Source organism: Psychrobacter sp. AOP30-A2-5 (genome assembly GCF_052378115.1).
GTDB lineage: Bacteria > Pseudomonadota > Gammaproteobacteria > Pseudomonadales > Moraxellaceae > Psychrobacter.
Genome location: NZ_JBQSXK010000005.1, coordinates 69,397 through 89,401, shown reverse-complemented (window position 1 = coordinate 89,401; position 20,005 = coordinate 69,397). Strand labels below are relative to the sequence as shown.

Here is a 20,005-nt window from a genome sequence, read left to right as displayed (position 1 = left end):
GCTGCTCTATTTCGATATGATGAGTCCAACTATGACTGCTTTCGCCCCTATTTCAATCGCAGACAAGCAGCAACTGCTGGCCGAGTTATGTGAGCAGCTTGATGATGCCATATTCATCTTGGATGCCAATTTACGCTATCTATCGGTCAATGCCAGTTATGAGATTATCATTGGCTACAGTGAGTCATTTTTGCTTGGCAGACCACTTGGTGTTTATGCAGCAGAATTTTTATCAGATGAAGAAAGGGCCGTTTTAGCAGATATCACTGACCATCTAGACTGCAATGGTTTTTATGAAAACGACTTTTCGATGCTGAACCGTTATGGACAAATACTTGACTGTCACATGACTTATCGCAAAATCTGTGTCAATCATAGAACTTACTATATCGGTATGGTGCGTGATATGTCCGCGGTCGTCAAAGATCAAAAGCAAGTGGCGCATTTGCTCAATTATGATCAATTGACTGGGTTACCAAATCGTAAAGTTTTCTTGAGTCAGACCAGCGACCTATTGTTGGACAGCTATCAAGAAGTCGTAATTGTACGCTTTAATATTGACCGTTATCGCAATCTAGCAAGTTTGCTTGGCCCTGACGGCATCAACGCTTTGGTAAAAAACTTTGTCACACGCCTGAAGAACCTCAAGCTCGATAATTTACAGTGTTTTTCTCATTTTGGCGGCGATGATTTTGCGTTATTATTCGAATTCAATGACGCTAATATGGTACGTCATCAGCTAGATAGCTTGATGCAAATGTGTGAACGCCCCTTCTCCTTAGATGAAAACACTGCGACAGACGCCAAGATTTATTGTCATATTTCCGTCGGGGTCAGTTACTTTCCCACTAACGACGACGAAGTGACAGGATTATTGACCAAGGCTGAAAAAGCGCTGCATTATGTCAAGCAGCAAGGCGGTGATGACATTTGCTGGTATGATACGACCATTGACGAAGCCACTGCGGGTAGCTTGCAGTTAGAGGCGGAACTTAGAGCCGCCACCACTGAAAATCAGTTTGTTCCTTATTATCAACCAAAGTTTGAGCTGGCTACTGGCATCATTATTGGTTTTGAAGCGCTGGTACGTTGGCAACACCCGACTCGCGGACTGCTAAAGCCGATACATTTTATCAATGCCATTATCACTCATAAACTGTCGTTTGAGTTGTTCTCGCACATGGCGGTTCAAATTGCTAAGCAGTTATCGACTTGGCAACAGCAAGGGTTTTGTCAACATATCTGTATCAATGCAGATGCCGCCGAATTTAGCCACCCTGAATTTTCTGAGATGGTGAGCAGTTTATTGGTGCAACACCGTATTTCTGCGCATCAGCTACATATTGAAGTCACCGAATCATCCTTAATTCAGCGTCATGCAAATGTCAAAAAACAGCTTAATTTGCTCAAGGAACTGGGGATTTGTCTGGCGTTGGATGACTTTGGCACCGGTTATGCCTCTTTGAGTTACTTACAAGAATATCCGTTTGATTTCATTAAAATTGACAAAAGTTTTATATCCAACATCGACACCGATCGTACCCAACATGCCATTGTAAAAGCTATTTTAGACTTGGCAATGGCACTTGATATGCAGGTAGTCGCCGAAGGTATCGAAACCGAACAACAGCGCGATGTGTTGCTAAAAATGGGCTGTCAACAGGGTCAAGGCTATTGGTTTGGCAAACCAGTGCCAGCAGAGGCTGCGACTGAGATGTTGATTCAGCAGTACGCCGCCAAATAAACCCCCTTTAACGGATGCTTATTTATCCAGTATCATTAGTATTTTCATATGGTTATTCGCATTTCCTCTTAACGCCTAACGTCGATTGTATAACCGATGCAAGATAGGTTCATGACTTATCAGTGCTGTCACCAAACTTGTATAATCCCCTCTGAAAGCCTATCTTTTATAGTGAATTTGTTAGAGCTTATTAAGTTTCAAGCTTACTCTAACCATCGCCATTCTTTTCAATACTATTTTATATAGCCGACAACATCGTCAATCTGCATTATTGCCTAGCATTTATTTGGGCTCGTTAGATTAATATGGGCTGGACTTGTGCACTAAATAACAGTGCAGTCATGTGCCTACCCTTGATGATGATGGGTTATATTCTCAAAAGGACAGGAAGTTATGCAATACAAAGCGCCCTTACGTGACATTCAATTCGTGATGCATGAGTTACTCGACAGCGAAAGCCATTATAAAACCCTGCCAGCATTCCAAGAAGCGGATCGCGAGCTAATGGACAGTCTGTTTGAAATGGCGGCAAGCTTTGCTGAAAATGAGCTATCACCATTGAATCAAAGTGGTGACGCTGAAGGCTGCCAGTTTAACAATGGTCAAGTCACTACGCCAAAGGGCTTTAAAGAAGCCTATAAAGCCTATTGTGAGCTTGGCTTCCCAGCCTTATCTGCTGAAGAAGACTTCGGTGGTCAAAACATGCCGTTCTCATTATCAACCGTCATTAATGAAATGGTTGGTACAGCTAACTGGTCATTCTCTATGTACCCTGGTTTATCGCATGGTGCCATTCAAACCATCGAGCATCACGGTACGGACGAGCAAAAACAAACCTACCTAGAAAAAATGGTCAGCGGCGAATGGTCAGGCACCATGTGCTTGACTGAAGCACATGCAGGTTCTGATTTAGGTATTATCCGCACCAAAGCCGAGCCTAAAGAAGATGGTAGCTATAGCATCACTGGTCAAAAAATCTTCATTTCAGCGGGTGAGCATGACTTAACGGACAATATCATTCACATTGTATTGGCTCGTCTACCAGGCGCGCCTGCTGGCACAAAAGGCATCTCACTGTTTATCGTTCCTAAAGTAACGGTCAACGAAGATGGTAGCCTAGGTGAAAACAACAACGTCGTTTGTGGCTCTATCGAACACAAAATGGGTATCAAAGCCTCAGCCACTTGCGTGATGAACTTTGATGGCGCAACGGGTTATCTGATTGGCCCAGAAAACCGTGGTCTACAGTGCATGTTTACCTTTATGAACGTGGCGCGTATTGGTACCGCAGTTCAAGGTTTAACCGCAGCAGAATATGCGTTCCAAGGCTCATTGACTTATGCCAAAGATCGTCTAGCAATGCGTTCATTATCTGGTGTTAAAGCCCCTGAAAAAGTCGCTGACCCTATCATTGTACATCCAGCGGTTCGTAACATGCTGTTGACTGAAAAAGCCTTTGCCGAAGGTGGTCGTGCTTTGGTTTATTACCTCTCACATTTTGCCGATACCGTCGCAAAAGGCGAAGGCGATGCGCTTAAATTTGCTGATCAAATGTTGTCACTATTGACACCTATTGCTAAAGCGTTCTTGACTGAAACTGGTCTAGAAGCGGCTAACCATGGCGTACAGGTTTATGGTGGTCATGGCTTTATCAGCGAATGGGGCATGGAGCAAAACGTGCGTGATACACGCATTGCGTGTCTTTACGAAGGTACCACTGAAATCCAAGCACTCGATCTACTAGGTCGTAAAGTATTGGGCTCACAAGGCAAACTGCTTGCAAACTTCGTCAAAATCATCCAAACATTCTGTGAAGAAAACAAAGAAAATGATGCGATGGGTCAGTTTATTCGCCCACTTGCCAAACACCTTAAAGAATGGGGTGATTTGACTGCACGCATCGGCATGCAAGCCACTGAAAACCCAGATGCGGTTGGCGGCGCTGCGGTTGATTACATGTATTTCAGCGGTTATGTAACGCTAGCCTACTTATGGGCACGCATGGCATTAGTAGCACAAACTGAACTTGCGAACGGTACTAGCGAACAAGCCTTCTACGACGCGAAAGTAAAAACCGCGCAGTTCTACTTTGCTAAGCTATTGCCACGTACCACCACTCACGTACAGCGTATCAGCACTGGTGTTGAACCGTACATGAGCATGGACGTTGATCAGTTCGCTTTTTAATTAGACGTTAAATACTGCTAATACTGTATTTTTATCGGCAACATACTCAAGTGTGTTGCCGATTTTCTTAGCGCTATTAAAATTAATAACGAGTAGAGTCAACACTTTCAAAAAACCTAACCTTTTGTAAAAATCTATCCTTATTTTTATAAAGGCTATCCTTTATCAATACTTTTGGTGTACGCACAATTCACGAAGAAACACACCCGTGTGCAAGCTTATTTGCTAAACTTTGATTATTAACCGCTAAGGTTAGACCAAAAGAACAATTGATATCTTTAACAACTTTAATTTTATTTATTTGAACCAAAGGAATGTTTATGGCTGTTTATAATGCCCCTCTGAATGACATGCGCTTTATCTTAAATGATGTATTTAACGCGCCTAAATTTTGGCAAAACAACGAAAACTTAGCTCATGTCGATATGGAAACAGTCGATATGATTTTGGAAGAAATGGCAAAACTGTCAAAAAACATTCTTTTGCCAATCAACCGCAGCGGCGATGAAGAAGGCGCAACCTTTGAAGGTAATGGCGTCGTCACGACTCCTACTGGATTTAAAGAAGCGTATAAACAGTATGCTGAATCAGGCTGGGTTGGCTTAAGCGGTAACTCTGAATACGGTGGTCAAGGTTTCCCAAAAATGGTGACCATGCTGACTGAAGAGATGGTATTCACTGCCAACCAATCATTTGCCCTCTACCCTAACCTAACCGTTGGCGCGACACTGTGCCTAAACGCAGCGGCTTCTGAAGAACAAAAGCAAACTTACCTAGAAAAAATGTACAATGGCGAGTGGGCGGGCACCATGTGCTTGACAGAGCCACATGCTGGTACTGACTTAGGTATCATCAAAACCAAAGCTATCCCTAATGATGACGGTAGCTATGATATCTCTGGTACCAAAATCTTTATCACTGGCGGCGAGCATGACTTAACCGAAAACATCATTCATTTGGTATTGGCAAAAACCCCTAACGCCCCAGAAGGCTCAAAAGGTATTTCGTTATTTGTCGTACCAAAATTTTTGGTCAATGCAGATGGCAGCTTAGGCGAGCGTAACACCCTAGCAGTTGGCTCTATCGAGCACAAAATGGGCATCAAAGCCTCAGCCACTTGTGTCATGAATTTTGACAGCGCTAAAGGCTGGATGGTTGGTGCCGAAAACACGGGTCTGTCATCAATGTTCATTATGATGAACTATGAGCGTGTCACCATGGGTCTGCAAGGTCTTGGTGGTTCTGAGCTTGCTTATCAAAATGCGGCGTTATATGCCAATGATCGTGGTCAAGGTCGTAGCGATACCCAACTGCAAAGTCCAGAAAAACCAGCGGATGCCATCATTCATCATGCCGATGTACGCCGTATGCTGTTGAATGCCAAAGCCAATACCGAAGCCTCACGTTGCTTTGCGATGTACGTTGCTAAAAATCTTGATGAAGAGAAGTTTAGTACCGATCCAGAGGCCGCTCAAGCTGCTGCCGCACGTGTTGCTCTATTGACGCCAGTTGCTAAAGCGTTCTTGACCGACAAAGCGTTAGAAGCCACCATTGATTGCCAGCAAGTATTTGGCGGTCACGGCTATATCCGCGAGTGGGGTATGGAGCAAATCGTCCGTGATACGCGTATTGCACAGATTTATGAAGGCACCAATGGTATTCAAGCACTCGATCTACTAGGTCGTAAAGTGGCGAAAAATAACGGCAAATACGTCACTCATTTCTTAGGTGAAATTCGTGATTTTGTCAATAATATGCAAGCGGACCATGGTATCAAGCAAGCAACATTAGATGCTGCAGATACCATCGAAGCGCTAACCGCGACTGTGCTTAGCAATATCGGTGAGCGTAAGAATGAGATCAATGGCTGTGCGGTTGACTATATGCATGCCTTTGGTTACCTCGCCTACTCGTATATGTTTGCCTTGATGGTCGAAGCGGCTAACGGCAAAAAAGGTGAGTTTTATACCAACAAAGCCAAGCTTGCCGATTATTTCGTCGGTCGTATTTTGCCACGCATTGATGCTCATGCGCAAATGGTTCAAGCTGGTAGTGATCCAATGATGAACTTTGATCTTAGCTACTTTGATGTACCTGCTAGCTAATTTCTTACTTTTATAATAAAGTAAGCCATACCGCACTACGATAAAGGGACAGTCACGCTACTGTCCCTTTTTTTGCCAAAAATATCATCACAGCGATGGTTTCCACAATCGATATAATGAGCGCCACAAAATAACTGCTAACAAAATAATTAACCGCTCAGGCATTGTTACGATTAAAATAACGCAAAGTCACAACATTAAGATTGGTACAAATATCTTTAATGCCTAAACCAATAAGCTTAAAACTAATAATTTCCAAATTAGTGAGCTGTAAATTAAAAACCTAACACTCAATAGTGGTAGATATCGCGACATTAATAATTAATATAGTCATTCAAAGCGCTTATATCTTTGCTCATACTCAATAATAACAATGATTGAAATAACCACCACAAGGGATGCAATGTGTCAGAAATAAAACACATTTTACAACAGATTACAGCCTTAAGTGATGTGCCAGATCCTGCGGTACTCAAGCGCTTAATCGATGAGCTACGAGTGAGCGATAAAGAGCCCACGTTAGCCAATCAAAACATTCAAGAGCTGATTGATATTTTACGTCAACATCCAGAATATGCAGATGGACTGTCAAGTTTCGTCTTAAAACTGATTATTGAATATCGCCAAATTGCTTTATATACCGATACTGGCATCATGTCGGATCAGGGCTTTTTTAATAGTCTACGTCGCCTTATTGGGCATCGTTTTTTACCGCTACTGCCACAAGAAGATTCTGTCGTAGAATTGGTCGGTTATTTATTTGATAAACGCTCTGATGAGCGCTGGCTTGCCAATATTAAAAAAGACAAATGGGATGAACTGGTTGAGCTACTCAAAGTCGATGAGCAGCATTTAAACTTAGTTGCGACAGCAAAAAACAGTATTTTGAACGCGATTATCATTTTGTCATACCGTATCAGCGGTATTGGCTTGCATCCAGATTTGATGGAATTTTATCCGCAAATGCTGAATTATTCAGCGTCATTTGTGGCACAAAATCAAGAGGCAGTCTTATACGTCAATCAGTACCGAGAAGCGCATGAGCTTGATACTTTAACGGATATTACGCCCGAAAAAGCAGTAGATCCTGCGCCGTTACTGGTCATGATTGAACAATGCGAAGATATCGTTGCCACTATACGCAAGCGCATTTATAAAACGGGGATCTCTATTCGCCTGACCAATATGATGCTGCGTTTAGACCAAAGCTTGCAGCGTATGCGTATCCTAACTGAACTGGTAGCAGATAATTATGATAAGCGCGATCAGGCGCTCATTGAGTTGATTCAAGCGCTGATTACCACTGCTAGCCGCCGTTATAGTATTGGATACTTAATTGATAATAATACCAAGCTGCTGTCACGCAAAGTCACTGAAAACGCCAGCCGCGTGGGTGAACATTATATTAGTACCGATAAATCGGGCTACCAAAAAATGTTCAAGAAAGCCTCTATCGGTGGTTTTATTATTGCCTTTATGGCAACGCTTAAGATATTAGCCTATAACCTAGCCCTCGCACCGATGGGACGCGCCTTTGTAAATAGTATGATTTATGGATTGGGTTTTGTTTTTATCCATATCGTTCATGGTACGGTTGCTACCAAACAGCCTGCTATGACGGCGGCGGCAATTGCCTCTACTATATCGGACGGTTCTGGCAAAAAGTCACATCAGTTAAATAAGCTATCAGAATTGGTGGTCGATATTTTACGTACCCAGTTTGTGGCGATTATGGGTAATATTATGCTAGCGATACCAGTCGCTCTGATTATCTCTTTTGCATGGCTACAATATACTGGTGCGCCGATGATCAATACCGACAAGGCTGCACACTTACTGCATGATCTTGACCCCTTTCACTCACTGGCATTGCCCCACGCGGCCATTGCTGGCGTCTATTTATTTTTATCTGGTCTTATTGCTGGTTACTACGATAACTTGGCAGTCTATAACCAAATCGGTGCCCGTATTCAGCGCCACAAACTACTTCAACACCTACTACCAAAAACTTGGTTACAGCGTTTGGGCGGTTTTATAGAAGCCAACCTTGGCGCCATTATGGGCAATTTCTTGTTCGGGGTGTTCTTAGGTAGTACTGCAACAATTGGCTATTTATTTGGCTTACCGATTGATATCCGCCACATTGCATTTGCCTCGGCGAATTTGGCGCATGGACTGTTTAATATATCTGCCAACCAGTGGGATTGGCAGATTGTGTTTATTTCTATTTTAGGCGTTGCCCTTATCGGCATGGTGAACCTCATGGTCAGCTTTTCACTCGCCTTATTTGTGGCACTGCGCTCTAAAGAAGTCAAATTCATGGAGTGGAGTCGTTTAACCAAGCAGCTTTTCAGCCATATGCTTACCCATCCTTCAGACTTTTTCTGGCCACGTGATAAGCCAATGAAGTATGCTCGTATCGACAGTCAAGGACACATGATTTTTGACGATACCAGCGCTCATAAAGGAGGACAAACTATTCCCAACAATTATGTCGTGCGCCGTTTGTCTGATGTAAAAATTCTACCTAAATCCAAGCAAAAAAGCATGCAAAATGAACAGGCTATCACAGACATAGATTACGATAATAACATCTCAAATGCTGACACTGACGCTGCGCTAAAAAGTCGGGAAACACACAGCACCACCAATCATATCAGTACCAAAAAAACCATTGAGCTCGATGATGGGCTGATAGATGAGGATCTCAATAGCGTCCCTTATAGTAGTGATATTCAATATGATAAAGCGCATAATGCCTTTACTGAGGGTAATGAGACGACTGCCCATCCTGAAAGCGATAACAGCAACCCTGAAAACAAGACCGCTGGCGATGCTAAAACCTCACTACCTAAACCCAAAAAACCACCAAACCTACCCAGCTAATGGGAAGGTTTTGGTGGTTTAATAAATCGTTTGAATAAGCAAAATAGTTGGGGTGTGACCTCATTTTAAAAGCAGAGATAGAAATGAGTCCATGCCTTAATATTATGTTTCTGGCTGTAAGCAGTGCACACTTGACCTGATGATTTTTCCATCACTCAAGCGATAAGCCAATAGATCATTACCCCAAACGCAGCCGCCGTCAAGTGCACGCGCATACGGTAAGTCTACCTCACCTTTCAGCGCTGCCCAGTGCCCAAATAATACCTTGCGAGTCCGCGGCACTTGCCATTCAAACCAAGGCAAAAACCCCTCTGGCATAGACGCTTCTAACCCTGCTGCAAAGCTAAATTCTAACGTGCCGTCTTGTTTGCACAGCCGCATACGAGTGAAATAATTGGCAATTGCGCGCATTTTGGTAAAGCCGCTAATATCTGGATGCCAGTCATCAGCAGTCTTGCTATATAAATTTGGCAATAAACGATCCAGCTGTTTTAAACTACTTTGCAATTGTGACTCTAACTGCTGCGCATACTTTTCGGCATCTTCGATACTCCAATGTGGCGGAATACCAGCATGAACTAATACCGTCTGCTCATCAGGAAAAGCCAATACTGGCTGATGACGTAACCATTCAAGCAGTTCATCGCAATCATCGGCAGCAAAAATAGGCGCTGTCTGATCCTTTTTTTTAATCTTTGCCGCACCGCGCCAGACAGCGATCAAATTGATATCATGATTGCCGAGTACTGTCGCGGCTGTCCCTTGCTCGCAAAGTGCTTTGACATGACGCAAGGTACTTAACGAGTCTTCACCACGTGCCACCAAGTCCCCTGCAAACCATAGCTTGTCTTGTGCAGGATCAAAATCCAATATTTCAAGTAAATGAAGGTACGCCGCGTAGCAACCTTGCAGGTCACCGATGACATACTGATGACGAAAACTCATAAACCCTCAATAATTTTTAACTGCTCGCTTTTAAGCAGCTTACAAATGATAGTAAATGGCTAATATTTTTTCCATCCAATGACCATCACGTATTTAAACGATGAGAACAGCCCCTTCTCACTGTTTTTATAGCTGCTAGAAAGAATATGTTATAACTGAACCGTGCTCGCCTGATTGCTCAAATTGACAAAATCTTTTACGCTTAAGGTTTCAGGGCGTGCTTGCGGATCAATACCACACGCTGCAAAATCGGCTTCACTGAGTGTTGGTAATAACGTTGATTTTTTAAAGATGGCGCGCAGTGTCTTACGGCGATGATTAAAGGTTTCACGTACCACCAAGGCAAAATACTCTTCATCTTCTGCCACAATTGGCTTAGTGATATGCGGCGTCAAACGAAAAACCGCACTGGTCACTTTTGGCGGCGGATTAAAGGCACCGCGTGGGACGGTCAGCAGATAATCTGTATGGCAGTGGTACTGCATAATGACTGATAAGCGACCATAGGTTTTACTGCCGACGTCAGCGGTGATACGCTCGACCACCTCTTTTTGCAGCATAAAGTGCATGTCTTGTATCACATCGGCATAACTTAGCAAATGAAATAAGATAGGCGTAGAAATGTTATACGGCAGATTACCGACCACGCGGAGCTTGCCGCGCTCCTCGCTATACAGTTCACGATAGTCGACATGCATGGCATTGTCTTTGATAATGGTAAAATTTGGATGGCTATTGGCACCGATACGAATACGCAGGCTATCTGCCAAATCACGATCAAGCTCGACCACAGTCATCGCATCCACTTCTGCCAATAACGGCTCAGTCAGTGCACCCATCCCCGGCCCAATTTCAATCAAATTGTCATTGCGCTCTAGGCGAATGCTCTCAACAATTTCACGGATAACACTACGGTCATGTAAGAAGTTTTGACCAAAGCGCTTACGCGGTTGGTGTTTGGCAGCGCGTAGGCTGTTGGTAATAGACTGAGCATCAAACGATGTTTTGGACATAAAAAAGTCTTCATAGATAAAAAAGAGAGGGTCGATAAGGCAATGCCAGCAATGTGCTAGTTTTATAATGATGAATTATAACACAGCTCATAATTGCACTGTATTTTTGAGATATTTTATTATTAAACTACCCATACATTAGCGCAACCGAGACAGTGTTTTTTTTGTTCTAAAACCATTTGGTATAATGTTGGTTATATATAAGGTTCCCTAGTAAGGACTTGAATCTTTGGCTGTTGTAGTACCAGTATGCTTCTGAGTGTACAAAAGGTCAGCATCTCGAATTCAATATCAAATATTTCAGCTCAGATTTGCGATATCGGTTACTTATGCAGCATACTTGTTAATAAAGATATGGAACGCTAAATAATTATTTGACTTTAATATGCTAAGGAACAAAACTTTGAAAATGACTACTGATGTTAAGAAGCAGCATACCGTACCCCGATTTTTATTGGATAAGTTTAGTTTTGAGACAAGTGGTAAGAGAAATAGGTTGTTTACTTTTGATAAATTGAATGAAAAAGTTTTTGAACAAACTGTATTTAACGCAACAACCATGAATTCATTTTATAACTTTGTAGATGATCCTGCGTCAATAAGTTTGGAGCCCGTTCTTGGTGTATATGAAGATCAAGCAGCTCCGTTAATTAAAAAAATAGTTGAAGAAAAAAGTATTTCTTGGTTATCTGAAGAGGATAAGTACAAAATCGCTGAATTCATAGCTGTGCAGCAATCAAGGACACATACACGTTTGCAGTTAATAGAGCGTATGGCTAGCGTTCTTGATATACGTCTCACACAAATGCATCCTTCGAGTGAGAAAGTAGAAACTGGGTTTGGAACGGAAGGGTTAAACGATCGTAAAAATATTTTTCTCAATGGAATAGTAAGTCAAGAAGAAGTAATATCAATTTTTTTAGAAAAGTCCTGGATACTTTTTGAGACAACAAAAGAAAACCCATTTTTCATATCTGATAATCCAGTCACACTATACAACAGTATTAATATGGGGGTATATGGCAACTTGGGCATTGCCCTTGAAGGGATAGAGATTTATATTCCACTGTCATCCAATATTACATTGGGTTTAATTTGTCCTTCGGTTGCCAAGTTGAAGACTCAAGAATCAGCAAAGATATTAAATAAACCTAACGTAATAGTGGATCTTTTCAACGCATTGGATGCGTCTCAAAAGAAGTTGGTTCTAGATGATGCGGGGCAAACTGAGACTGAGTTTTTGCAAGCGGTAAAAAATCTAAATTCATGCATAGAAATGGCAGAAAGCTTTGAAGATGGTAGCTCATATCTTATACAAGATGAGAAGCTGAAACATTTAAATAGTTTGCAAGTCGCACAATCTGAAAGATATGTTTTTTCTACAATAGATGATTTCGAAGTGGTACAGAAAATGATTGCTATGAATGAGCAATACAAATATGGACCAAGTGTAAAAATAGGATAATTTTTCGAAATCATTTATTAATGCATACACCAGTGGAACAAGTTAATTCACCTTTTCAACCCATTAACAGACCACTTAAAACAGAATGCCATAATGGAACCACTTATATCAGGTCATGTTTGACGACTTATAAATGGCCATCATTCACACCAAAGTTAGCCAATACTGAGTTAAAAACCTCGCCAAGGCACTGACTTATGCAAGAGGTCTATTAATAAGCGATTTATCTGCCATCTCATTAGCCATCAGTAGTGCTTGGTATAAGCTAGTCGCACTTGCGCCGCCGCGTCCCGCTAAATCAAGCGCAGTCCCATGATCAACTGACGTACGGATATACGGCAGTCCTAAGGTTAAATTAACGGTATCACCAAAACCATGTGATTTCAGCACTGGCAACCCTTGGTCATGATACATAGCAATCACCGCATCACAGTTGGCTAGATGTCTGGGTGTAAATAAGGTATCCGCTGGCATTGCCTCTGATATATCGACGCCTGCTTTGATAAACTCATGCAATACGGGATTGATAATCTCAATCTCCTCGACGCCTAAATGCCCACCCTCGCCTGCATGTGGATTAAGACCACAGACTAAAATACGTGGCTGCGTTAAGCCAAATTTTGCTTTCATCTCATCGACGACAATTTGTACGGTCTGGCGTACATTGTCAGACGTGATTGCAGCAGGGATATCTTTTAGCGGTAAATGAGTGGTAACAAGCGCCACTTTCATGGCTTTATTGGCGAGCATCATAACCACTTTATCACAGCCACTTTGCTGCATAAAAAACTCTGTATGACCGCTAAACATTGTGCCATCTAATAGCTCAATATCAGCTTCTATCAATGCAGACTTTTGCAATGGTCCAGTGACGATAGCAGCCACTATTTTGTTGGTTGCCAACTGATGGGCAATGTCTAACTGCTTAGCAACCATTGCTGAATTGCGCGTGTTAATTTTCCCGCAGACAACTGGCTCAGCACAAGATATATTAAGTAGAATAAAAGAACTATCCACGTTCGTATCTGGCTGCGACATCTGCTCTACAACGTTAAGATTAAAGTCATCGGCATCGATATCAATAGTTTGCCAGATGGGAAGGTTTTTCAATACATCAGCTGCAACCAACTCATCTGCGCGCTTTGTCATAGCGGTGCTATCGGCAGTGACCCAAATTGGACGTTCAAAATCTTGCAATTTACCCTCAGCCGCTAATAGCAGCACGATATCCATCCCAATACCAGCAGGCTCACCAGTTGTGATTAATAATGGCAATTTTTTTTGTATATCTTGCATCATAACTACGCCTTTATATTTATATTGAGTCGTGAATTTTATTGTATTTTTTATGGGGAAAATAAGTACTGACACTTATATTGTATAGATGATTTTTTACTTATTACAACCGTCATCTAGAATAGATAGTTATCTATCGGTGCCGAAAAAAGCCTATTATGTGTTAAACTTTCGCTTTTCATTATAGCATTTACCGGTCAACACCGAGCTCAGGTTTTGGTACTTCAATTATAGTGGCATGTGGCGTTTTATTTGCTGTATCAGCACCCAATGAAACCCTGATATCACATACCCATTTATACCCTCTTTTATATCGACTTTTGACACATTAGGCAATCATGGCAGACAACGAAAAAACCGACGACTTACTCAATCAGACACCGCCGCACAATATCGACATTGAAAAGGCATTGCTCGCGTCCTTAATGAGTATCGAAGAGGCGTACGACAAGATTGCTGATATCGTTACCAAAGATGATTTTTATGCAGGGCGACATCAGTATATTTTTGATGCTATTGCTCATTTAGCGGCAGTCAACGAACCCTATGATACGGTCATGGTACACGACTGGCTTGAAGCACAAAAACTCCTTAAAAGTGCAGGCGGCGATAGCTACTTGGCAGATATTTTGAGCCAAAGTCCTGCGACCTTGTTTAACCTGACCGCCTATGCTCAGCGCGTTCGTGAACTATCTACTCTACGCCAACTGATTACGACTGGCAATGAGATGCTTACGCTCGCCTATAATCCTAAAGACCAAACCGTCAGTGATATTTTAGACAGTGTTGAGGGTAAGATATTTAGCATCAATGAGCAGCATAATAAACGCGCTGAACAACGTGGACCTGTGGGTATTACGGCTGTTTTGACCAACGTTATTGATAAGATTCAAGAGCTAAAATCCAATCCCGATGGCATGATTGGTTTACAGACGCCGTTTGCTGAGTTGAATAATAAAACCCAAGGCTTGCAGGCAGGTGACTTAATCATCGTGGCTGCGCGCCCTTCTATGGGTAAAACCACCTTTGCAATGAACTTGGCAGAAGGTATTTTATTTAACGAAGATCTGCCTGTTGTGGTGTTTTCGATGGAGATGCCTGCTGAGTCTATCGTCATGCGTTTGCTGTCCTCATGGGGCGCGATTAATCAGACGCATCTGCGTTCTGGGCAAATGAATGAAGATGAATGGGCAAAAATGATGAATGCCATTCAGCACTTGCAATCTAAGCACCTTTATATTGACGATAGTACAGCGCTGCCACCCTCTGAGATGCGTTCACGCTGCCGCCGTATCGCCAAAAACCATGACGGCAAGCTTGGCGCCATCGTCGTCGATTATCTGCAATTGATGAAAGTGCCAAACCTAGATGGCAACCGTGTTGGGGAAATCTCTGAGATTTCACGGAGTCTCAAGGCGCTAGCACGTGAGCTTGAATGCCCTGTTATTGCATTATCACAGCTTAACCGTAGTCTAGAAAACCGCCCTAACAAGCGTCCTATCATGTCGGATTTGCGTGAATCTGGTGCGATTGAGCAGGATGCCGATTTGATTATGTTCATCTATCGTGATGAGGTTTATAATGAGAATACAGACCACAAAGGCGTGGCTGAAATCATTATTGGTAAGCAGCGTAACGGCCCTATCGGCACTATACGTTTGGGCTTTGAAGGGCAATTTACCCGCTTTATTAACCTAACACCAGAATACTATCAAAACGTCAGTTTCGAGAACGACGAGTAATCAATCTTATAAAATTTTAGCCTAATAAAGCTGAGCCTGATAAAGACTAAAGCTTAATCATAAGCGAACAAATAGTTTTTAATAAAATAGCCAGTGCTGCATTAGCCCAATTGATGCAGTACTGGCTTTATAATTTCATAATTCTACTTATAAAGAAGCCAATTATGCGTACTATCACAATCAAACCACAAGCCATTACTCACAACTTAAACCAAGTTAAGAAAATGGCAGCAAACTCTAAAGTTCTCGCCATGGTCAAGTCCAACGCTTACGGACATGGCGTGGCAGCGGTATTGCCTGCATTGCAACAAGCAGACGGTGTTGGTGTTGCAACCTTGACTGAGGCGCTAGAAGCTCGGCAGTTAGGCTGGGACAAAACCATTGGTTTGATTGAAGGGGCATTTACCGCTGATGAGTGGCAGCAAGCCATTGAGCATGATATTAGCTGCGTGATTCACCATGCGCCGCAGTTGCAGTGGGCACTAGACAATATCCCACCAGCCAATAGTGCGACCAGAGTGGTTTGGCTTAAATATAATACTGGTATGAACCGTCTAGGCTTCAACGCTGAAGATATTATGGCAGCGGCTAAGCGCCTGCATGAAGCGGGATATCAGCTGATACTAGCCACACATTTTGCTAATGCCGATGACAGCACTCATCCATTAAATACGATGCAAATTCAGCGTTTTTCAGATGTATTAAGCACTTTGCAAGAGACTGTTAGCAACGATATCAAAGGCTCATTATGTAATTCAGCCGGTATCGTTAATTTTCCAGAGCATCATTATGATTGGGTACGTCCCGGCATTATTTTATATGGTAGCGCCCCTGTCATTGATAAAAGCGCGCATGAATTAGACTTACAGCCAGCGATGGATTTCAGCGCACAAATTATCGCCCTGCAAACAGTTCAGGCAGACAATGCTATTGGTTATGGCAGTCGTTGGACAGCGCAGAAAGACACTAGAACAGCGCTGGTGAGTGTCGGCTACGGTGATGGTTACCCTCGTGTCATCAGCGATGAAGCCTATGTCACTGTTATAGATACTACCAACGATCAAAGCTATCGATGCGCAGTCATTGGACGCGTGGCAATGGATATGATTGTCATTGATGTCAGTACCGCACCAGAAGACATTGCGTTAGACAGCAAAGTAATACTGTGGGGCGATGCTCCGCACGTCGATGAAGTCGCCGCACATGCAGGTACTATTAGCTATGAGCTACTATGCCGCCTAAGCATTCGCCCAAATCGCATACAAGTATAATTATGCTGACCTCGTCACTATTCATGTAATGTCTGTTTGCCAGACTTATAAATCACGGCAAATTGGACATTTACATTAAGCCTAATTGCGCTATACTAAAAGTTTGTTGTCACCCCAGTATACGCACTGACGCGATGCTATTAAAGACTGATGACGTTTCACTGACTGCGATCGACTGCTAGGATTACTATGAGTTTGCGCCATTTTTTGACCTTATCTGATTTAACCAAACAAGAACTAGAAAACCTTATAAAACGCGCCAGCGAATTACGTAAGATGCAACATGCTGGCGAGATATATCAGCCATTTGTTGGTCGTACGCTTGGCATGATATTTGAAAAATCCTCAACCCGTACGCGCATCTCGTTTGAGACGGGTATGGGTCAGTTTGGTGGTAGTGCTATCTTTTTGTCGCCAAATGATACCCAGCTTGGGCGTGGTGAGCCGCTAGAAGACTCTGCTCGTGTCATATCGAGCATGGTCGATATCATCATGATTCGTACCTTTGGTCACGAAAAAGTTGAGACCTTTGCTGAATACTCAAGTGTGCCTATCATCAATGCTTTAACTGACGAATTTCATCCTTGTCAGCTACTGGCTGATATGCAAACCTATTATGAGCACCGTGGAAGTATCGAAAATAAAATCGTTACTTGGGTCGGTGATGGCAATAATATGTGTGCATCCTATATGCAAGCAGCTCATCAATTTGGTTTTGAGCTACGCGTCGCTGCGCCTTATGGGTTTGAGCCTGACCCTGAGCTGATGAAACGCTTCTCGCATTGCGTCAGTATTGTCGAAAACGTACAAGAAGCCGCGAAAGATTCAAATTTAATTGTCACCGATGTATGGGCAAGCATGGGACAAGAGTCTGAACAAAATACTCGTGCGCGCCGTTTTGCCGCTTATCAAGTAACGCCATCACTATTGGACAAAGCCGATCCTGAAGTGGTATTTATGCATTGTCTACCCGCGCATCGTGGTGAGGAGATCTCTCATGATATGCTTGACGATCCACGCTCAGTGGTATGGGATGAAGCCGAAAATCGCTTACATGCGCAAAAAGCCTTGATGGAATTCTTATTACAAGACAAAATAAAACTTTAAAAATGTAGCCATAATCTATTTATGGAAGAGTAAGTACGAAAAAGGCAGACCACATTTAGTGTGATCTGCCTTTTTCGTTTCTGATGAACGATAAGACACTGCTTAACCGATTTTTAACGAGTAAGCATTTTTTAACGAATAAGTGTCGTCACACCATTACTACCTGCTTTCAGCAATACATCAGCTTGATTGGCCGCAAAAATACCATTACACACCACACCCACAATATTATTCAGCTCTTTCTCAAGCGCTATCGGATTACTCACATCCAAATCATAAGTATCTAAGATAACATTACCATAATCAGTCACAAAATCTTCGCGGTAAACTGGCTCACCGCCCATACGGGCTAATTGCCGTGCGACATAAGAACGTGCTTGCGGCAGTACCTCAATCGGAACAGGAAACTCGCGACCTAGCACCTCAACGCTTTTGCTCTCATCAACCATACATATAAATTTGTTAGAAGCCGCTGCCACGATTTTCTCACGAGTGAGCGCGCCGCCACCGCCTTTTATCAATTGCAAATGCTCATTGACCTCATCTGCCCCATCGATATAAATATCAAGCGTACCAGCAAAGTTCAAATCAACGATTTCAATACCAAGGGCACGAAGTTTGTCTTCAGTGACCTGTGAGCTGGCAACTGCGCCAGCAAGCTTTACTGTCGGTAATAATTCAATCAAACAGTTGACCGTACTGCCTGTGCCTACTCCAAGTATCATGTCATCTTCGATATAACTTAGAGCCGCTTTGGCGGCGGCTTGCTTTTGTGCTTGCTGATCACTCATCATAAATCCTTGGCAAAATAAACGTATCGCTTTAAAAAAAGTAAAGGGTAAAAAGGTAAAATGCGCCGCCATTATACCCGATGAGCTTAATGGATGTCAGCGTAATAGCCACGCTAATCGCAAGACATTCACTCAAATTTTAAAATGAAGACAGATAAGGCAACCAAACAACCAAAGCCAGTAGCGTGACCAATAGTACGGGCGGGGTAATGAGCAGTCCAATCTTCATATACTGCCCCCAACTGATTTTATAGTCTTTTTCTGCCAATACATGGAGCCACAATAAAGTCGCCAGACTACCGATAGGTGTGAATTTCGGTCCCAAATCATTACCAATCACATTGGCATAAATCATGAGCTCTCGAGTGGCAGCAGGTACCTGCGCGCTATCAATCGCCAGTGCACCAACCAAAGTAGACGGCATATTATTCATAACAGAGGCTACAATAGCAGAGAGGAATCCAGTTCCTACTGTTGCGATGACCGTACCCTGCTGCCCTAGCCAATTCAATACTTGAGCACCATAGGCAGTCAATCCTGCATTGCCCAAGCCATAAACCACCAAGTACATACCGATGGAAAATAATACGATTTGCCAAGGTGCTTGACGCAGGATATCAGATACAGAAACAACGGCATCACGCCCTCCTTGCCACCAGCGACCTGCGATAGCCATTAACAGTAACGCCGCCACTCCTGTCACCAAGGAGATGGCAATGCCCAATGACTCAGTCGTAAAGTAGGCAATAAGTAGCAACGCGAGCAGTGGAAAGGCTACTTTAAAGACAAGCGGATCTTCAATCGCAGACTCTGGTGCACTCAAATCAGCAATGGAGTAGTGTTTTGGAATGTGCCGCGCATAGACTAACCATAATACGGCGAGCGTCGCCAATACAGAAACAATATTGACCGGTATCATCACTGCTGCATAACGACCAAATCCAATGTCAAAATAATTGGCACTAACAATATTGACCAGATTAGAAGTGATTAACGGCAGACTTGCGGTATCAGCAATGAAACCTGTTGCGATAATGAAAGCCAAAGCAGATGGTGGTGAGAATTTGAGACGCAGTAAGATAGCGATGACAATCGGTGTCAGTAGCAATGCTGCCCCATCATTGGCAAAAAACGCCGAGATAAACGCGCCTAAAATCACAATCATAGGAAATAGCAAACGTCCTTGCCCATTGCCAAGCCTAGCCACATGCAGTGCTGCCCAGCCAAAAAATCCTGCTTTATCTAAGATAAGCGAGATAATGATAAGCGCCACAAAGGTAAAAGTCGCATCCCAAACGATGTCCCACACAATACCAATATCGGAGAGCTTTACCACGCCAAAAGCTAAGGCAATCAACGCACCGCCCATTGCACTCCAGCCAATACCCAGTCCTTTGGGCTGCCATATCACTAAAACCAGAGTCACGATAAAGATAGTTAATGCCAGCATTGA

Annotated in this window: 13 protein-coding genes; 8 read left to right on the top strand and 5 right to left on the bottom strand. The window is 42.9% G+C overall.

Annotation, left to right across the window (positions count from 1 at the left end; genetic code table 11):
- The first annotated feature begins 31 nt into the window (after nt 1-31).
- The 4 genes from ACT3S4_RS05770 (at nt 32) to ACT3S4_RS05755 (ending at nt 8,922) form a co-directional block, all read left to right on the top strand.
- Nucleotides 32-1,744 (top strand): putative bifunctional diguanylate cyclase/phosphodiesterase, encoded by a 1,713-nt coding sequence (locus tag ACT3S4_RS05770; RefSeq protein ID WP_444760666.1) that lies wholly within the window; start codon nt 32-34, stop codon nt 1,742-1,744.
- Nucleotides 1,745-2,137: 393 nt separating this feature from the next.
- The gene (locus ACT3S4_RS05765) at nt 2,138-3,931 is read left to right on the top strand and encodes an acyl-CoA dehydrogenase C-terminal domain-containing protein (protein ID WP_201605768.1); all 1,794 of its coding nucleotides are present in this window, start codon (nt 2,138-2,140) and stop codon (nt 3,929-3,931) included.
- 320 nt (nt 3,932-4,251) lie between these two features.
- Complete coding sequence (locus tag ACT3S4_RS05760) at nt 4,252-6,036, top strand: acyl-CoA dehydrogenase C-terminal domain-containing protein (protein ID WP_444760665.1); 1,785 nt, start codon at nt 4,252-4,254, stop codon at nt 6,034-6,036.
- Between the two features lie 405 nt (nt 6,037-6,441).
- Complete coding sequence (locus ACT3S4_RS05755) at nt 6,442-8,922, top strand: site-specific recombinase (protein ID WP_444760664.1); 2,481 nt, start codon at nt 6,442-6,444, stop codon at nt 8,920-8,922.
- A gap of 102 nt (nt 8,923-9,024) precedes the next feature.
- Here the strand turns inward: ACT3S4_RS05755 and ACT3S4_RS05750 are convergent, their stop codons facing one another.
- Nucleotides 9,025-9,867 (bottom strand): symmetrical bis(5'-nucleosyl)-tetraphosphatase, encoded by an 843-nt coding sequence (locus ACT3S4_RS05750; RefSeq protein ID WP_444760663.1) that lies wholly within the window; start codon nt 9,865-9,867, stop codon nt 9,025-9,027.
- Between the two features lie 149 nt (nt 9,868-10,016).
- Nucleotides 10,017-10,880 (bottom strand): 16S rRNA (adenine(1518)-N(6)/adenine(1519)-N(6))-dimethyltransferase RsmA, encoded by an 864-nt coding sequence (rsmA, locus tag ACT3S4_RS05745; protein ID WP_444760662.1) that lies wholly within the window; start codon nt 10,878-10,880, stop codon nt 10,017-10,019.
- 409 nt (nt 10,881-11,289) lie between these two features.
- On the opposite strand from rsmA, the gene ACT3S4_RS05740 reads away from it, so the two are divergent.
- Nucleotides 11,290-12,345, top strand: a complete 1,056-nt coding sequence (locus ACT3S4_RS05740) for a DUF4238 domain-containing protein (RefSeq protein ID WP_443557847.1) — start codon at nt 11,290-11,292, stop codon at nt 12,343-12,345.
- A gap of 195 nt (nt 12,346-12,540) precedes the next feature.
- Here the strand turns inward: ACT3S4_RS05740 and pdxA are convergent, their stop codons facing one another.
- Nucleotides 12,541-13,644 (bottom strand): 4-hydroxythreonine-4-phosphate dehydrogenase PdxA, encoded by a 1,104-nt coding sequence (gene pdxA, locus ACT3S4_RS05735; RefSeq protein WP_444760661.1) that lies wholly within the window; start codon nt 13,642-13,644, stop codon nt 12,541-12,543.
- 335 nt (nt 13,645-13,979) lie between these two features.
- Here pdxA and dnaB point away from each other — a divergent pair, with 335 nt between their 5' ends.
- The 3 genes from dnaB (at nt 13,980) to argF (ending at nt 17,761) form a co-directional block, all read left to right on the top strand.
- On the top strand, nt 13,980-15,383 hold the full coding sequence (dnaB, locus tag ACT3S4_RS05730) for a replicative DNA helicase (RefSeq protein WP_055124901.1): 1,404 nt from the start codon (nt 13,980-13,982) through the stop codon (nt 15,381-15,383).
- Nucleotides 15,384-15,547: 164 nt separating this feature from the next.
- Entirely contained in the window at nt 15,548-16,654 is a 1,107-nt protein-coding gene (gene alr, locus ACT3S4_RS05725; RefSeq protein WP_238033883.1) for an alanine racemase, read from the top strand.
- 189 nt (nt 16,655-16,843) lie between these two features.
- On the top strand, nt 16,844-17,761 hold the full coding sequence (gene argF, locus ACT3S4_RS05720) for an ornithine carbamoyltransferase (protein WP_193012283.1): 918 nt from the start codon (nt 16,844-16,846) through the stop codon (nt 17,759-17,761).
- Between the two features lie 131 nt (nt 17,762-17,892).
- Here argF and rpiA read toward each other — a convergent pair whose 3' ends face one another.
- On the bottom strand, nt 17,893-18,552 hold the full coding sequence (rpiA, locus tag ACT3S4_RS05715) for a ribose-5-phosphate isomerase RpiA (protein ID WP_060491162.1): 660 nt from the start codon (nt 18,550-18,552) through the stop codon (nt 17,893-17,895).
- A 139-nt stretch (nt 18,553-18,691) separates the two neighbouring features.
- Nucleotides 18,692-20,002: an arsenic transporter gene (locus ACT3S4_RS05710; protein ID WP_444760660.1), complete on the bottom strand. Its 1,311-nt coding sequence runs from the start codon at nt 20,000-20,002 to the stop codon at nt 18,692-18,694.
- Nucleotides 20,003-20,005 lie beyond the last annotated feature (3 nt).

Coding starts and splice junctions, on each gene's coding strand:
- dnaB (WP_055124901.1), top strand. CDS start 13,980: ATGGCAGACAACGAAAAAACCGACGACTTACTCAATCAGACACCGCCG.
- argF (WP_193012283.1), top strand. CDS start 16,844: ATGAGTTTGCGCCATTTTTTGACCTTATCTGATTTAACCAAACAAGAA.
- pdxA (WP_444760661.1), bottom strand. CDS start 13,644: ATGATGCAAGATATACAAAAAAAATTGCCATTATTAATCACAACTGGT.
- rpiA (WP_060491162.1), bottom strand. CDS start 18,552: ATGAGTGATCAGCAAGCACAAAAGCAAGCCGCCGCCAAAGCGGCTCTA.
- ACT3S4_RS05750 (WP_444760663.1), bottom strand. CDS start 9,867: ATGAGTTTTCGTCATCAGTATGTCATCGGTGACCTGCAAGGTTGCTAC.
- ACT3S4_RS05760 (WP_444760665.1), top strand. CDS start 4,252: ATGGCTGTTTATAATGCCCCTCTGAATGACATGCGCTTTATCTTAAAT.
- alr (WP_238033883.1), top strand. CDS start 15,548: ATGCGTACTATCACAATCAAACCACAAGCCATTACTCACAACTTAAAC.
- ACT3S4_RS05770 (WP_444760666.1), top strand. CDS start 32: ATGACTGCTTTCGCCCCTATTTCAATCGCAGACAAGCAGCAACTGCTG.
- ACT3S4_RS05765 (WP_201605768.1), top strand. CDS start 2,138: ATGCAATACAAAGCGCCCTTACGTGACATTCAATTCGTGATGCATGAG.
- rsmA (WP_444760662.1), bottom strand. CDS start 10,880: ATGTCCAAAACATCGTTTGATGCTCAGTCTATTACCAACAGCCTACGC.
- ACT3S4_RS05740 (WP_443557847.1), top strand. CDS start 11,290: ATGACTACTGATGTTAAGAAGCAGCATACCGTACCCCGATTTTTATTG.
- ACT3S4_RS05710 (WP_444760660.1), bottom strand. CDS start 20,002: ATGCTGGCATTAACTATCTTTATCGTGACTCTGGTTTTAGTGATATGG.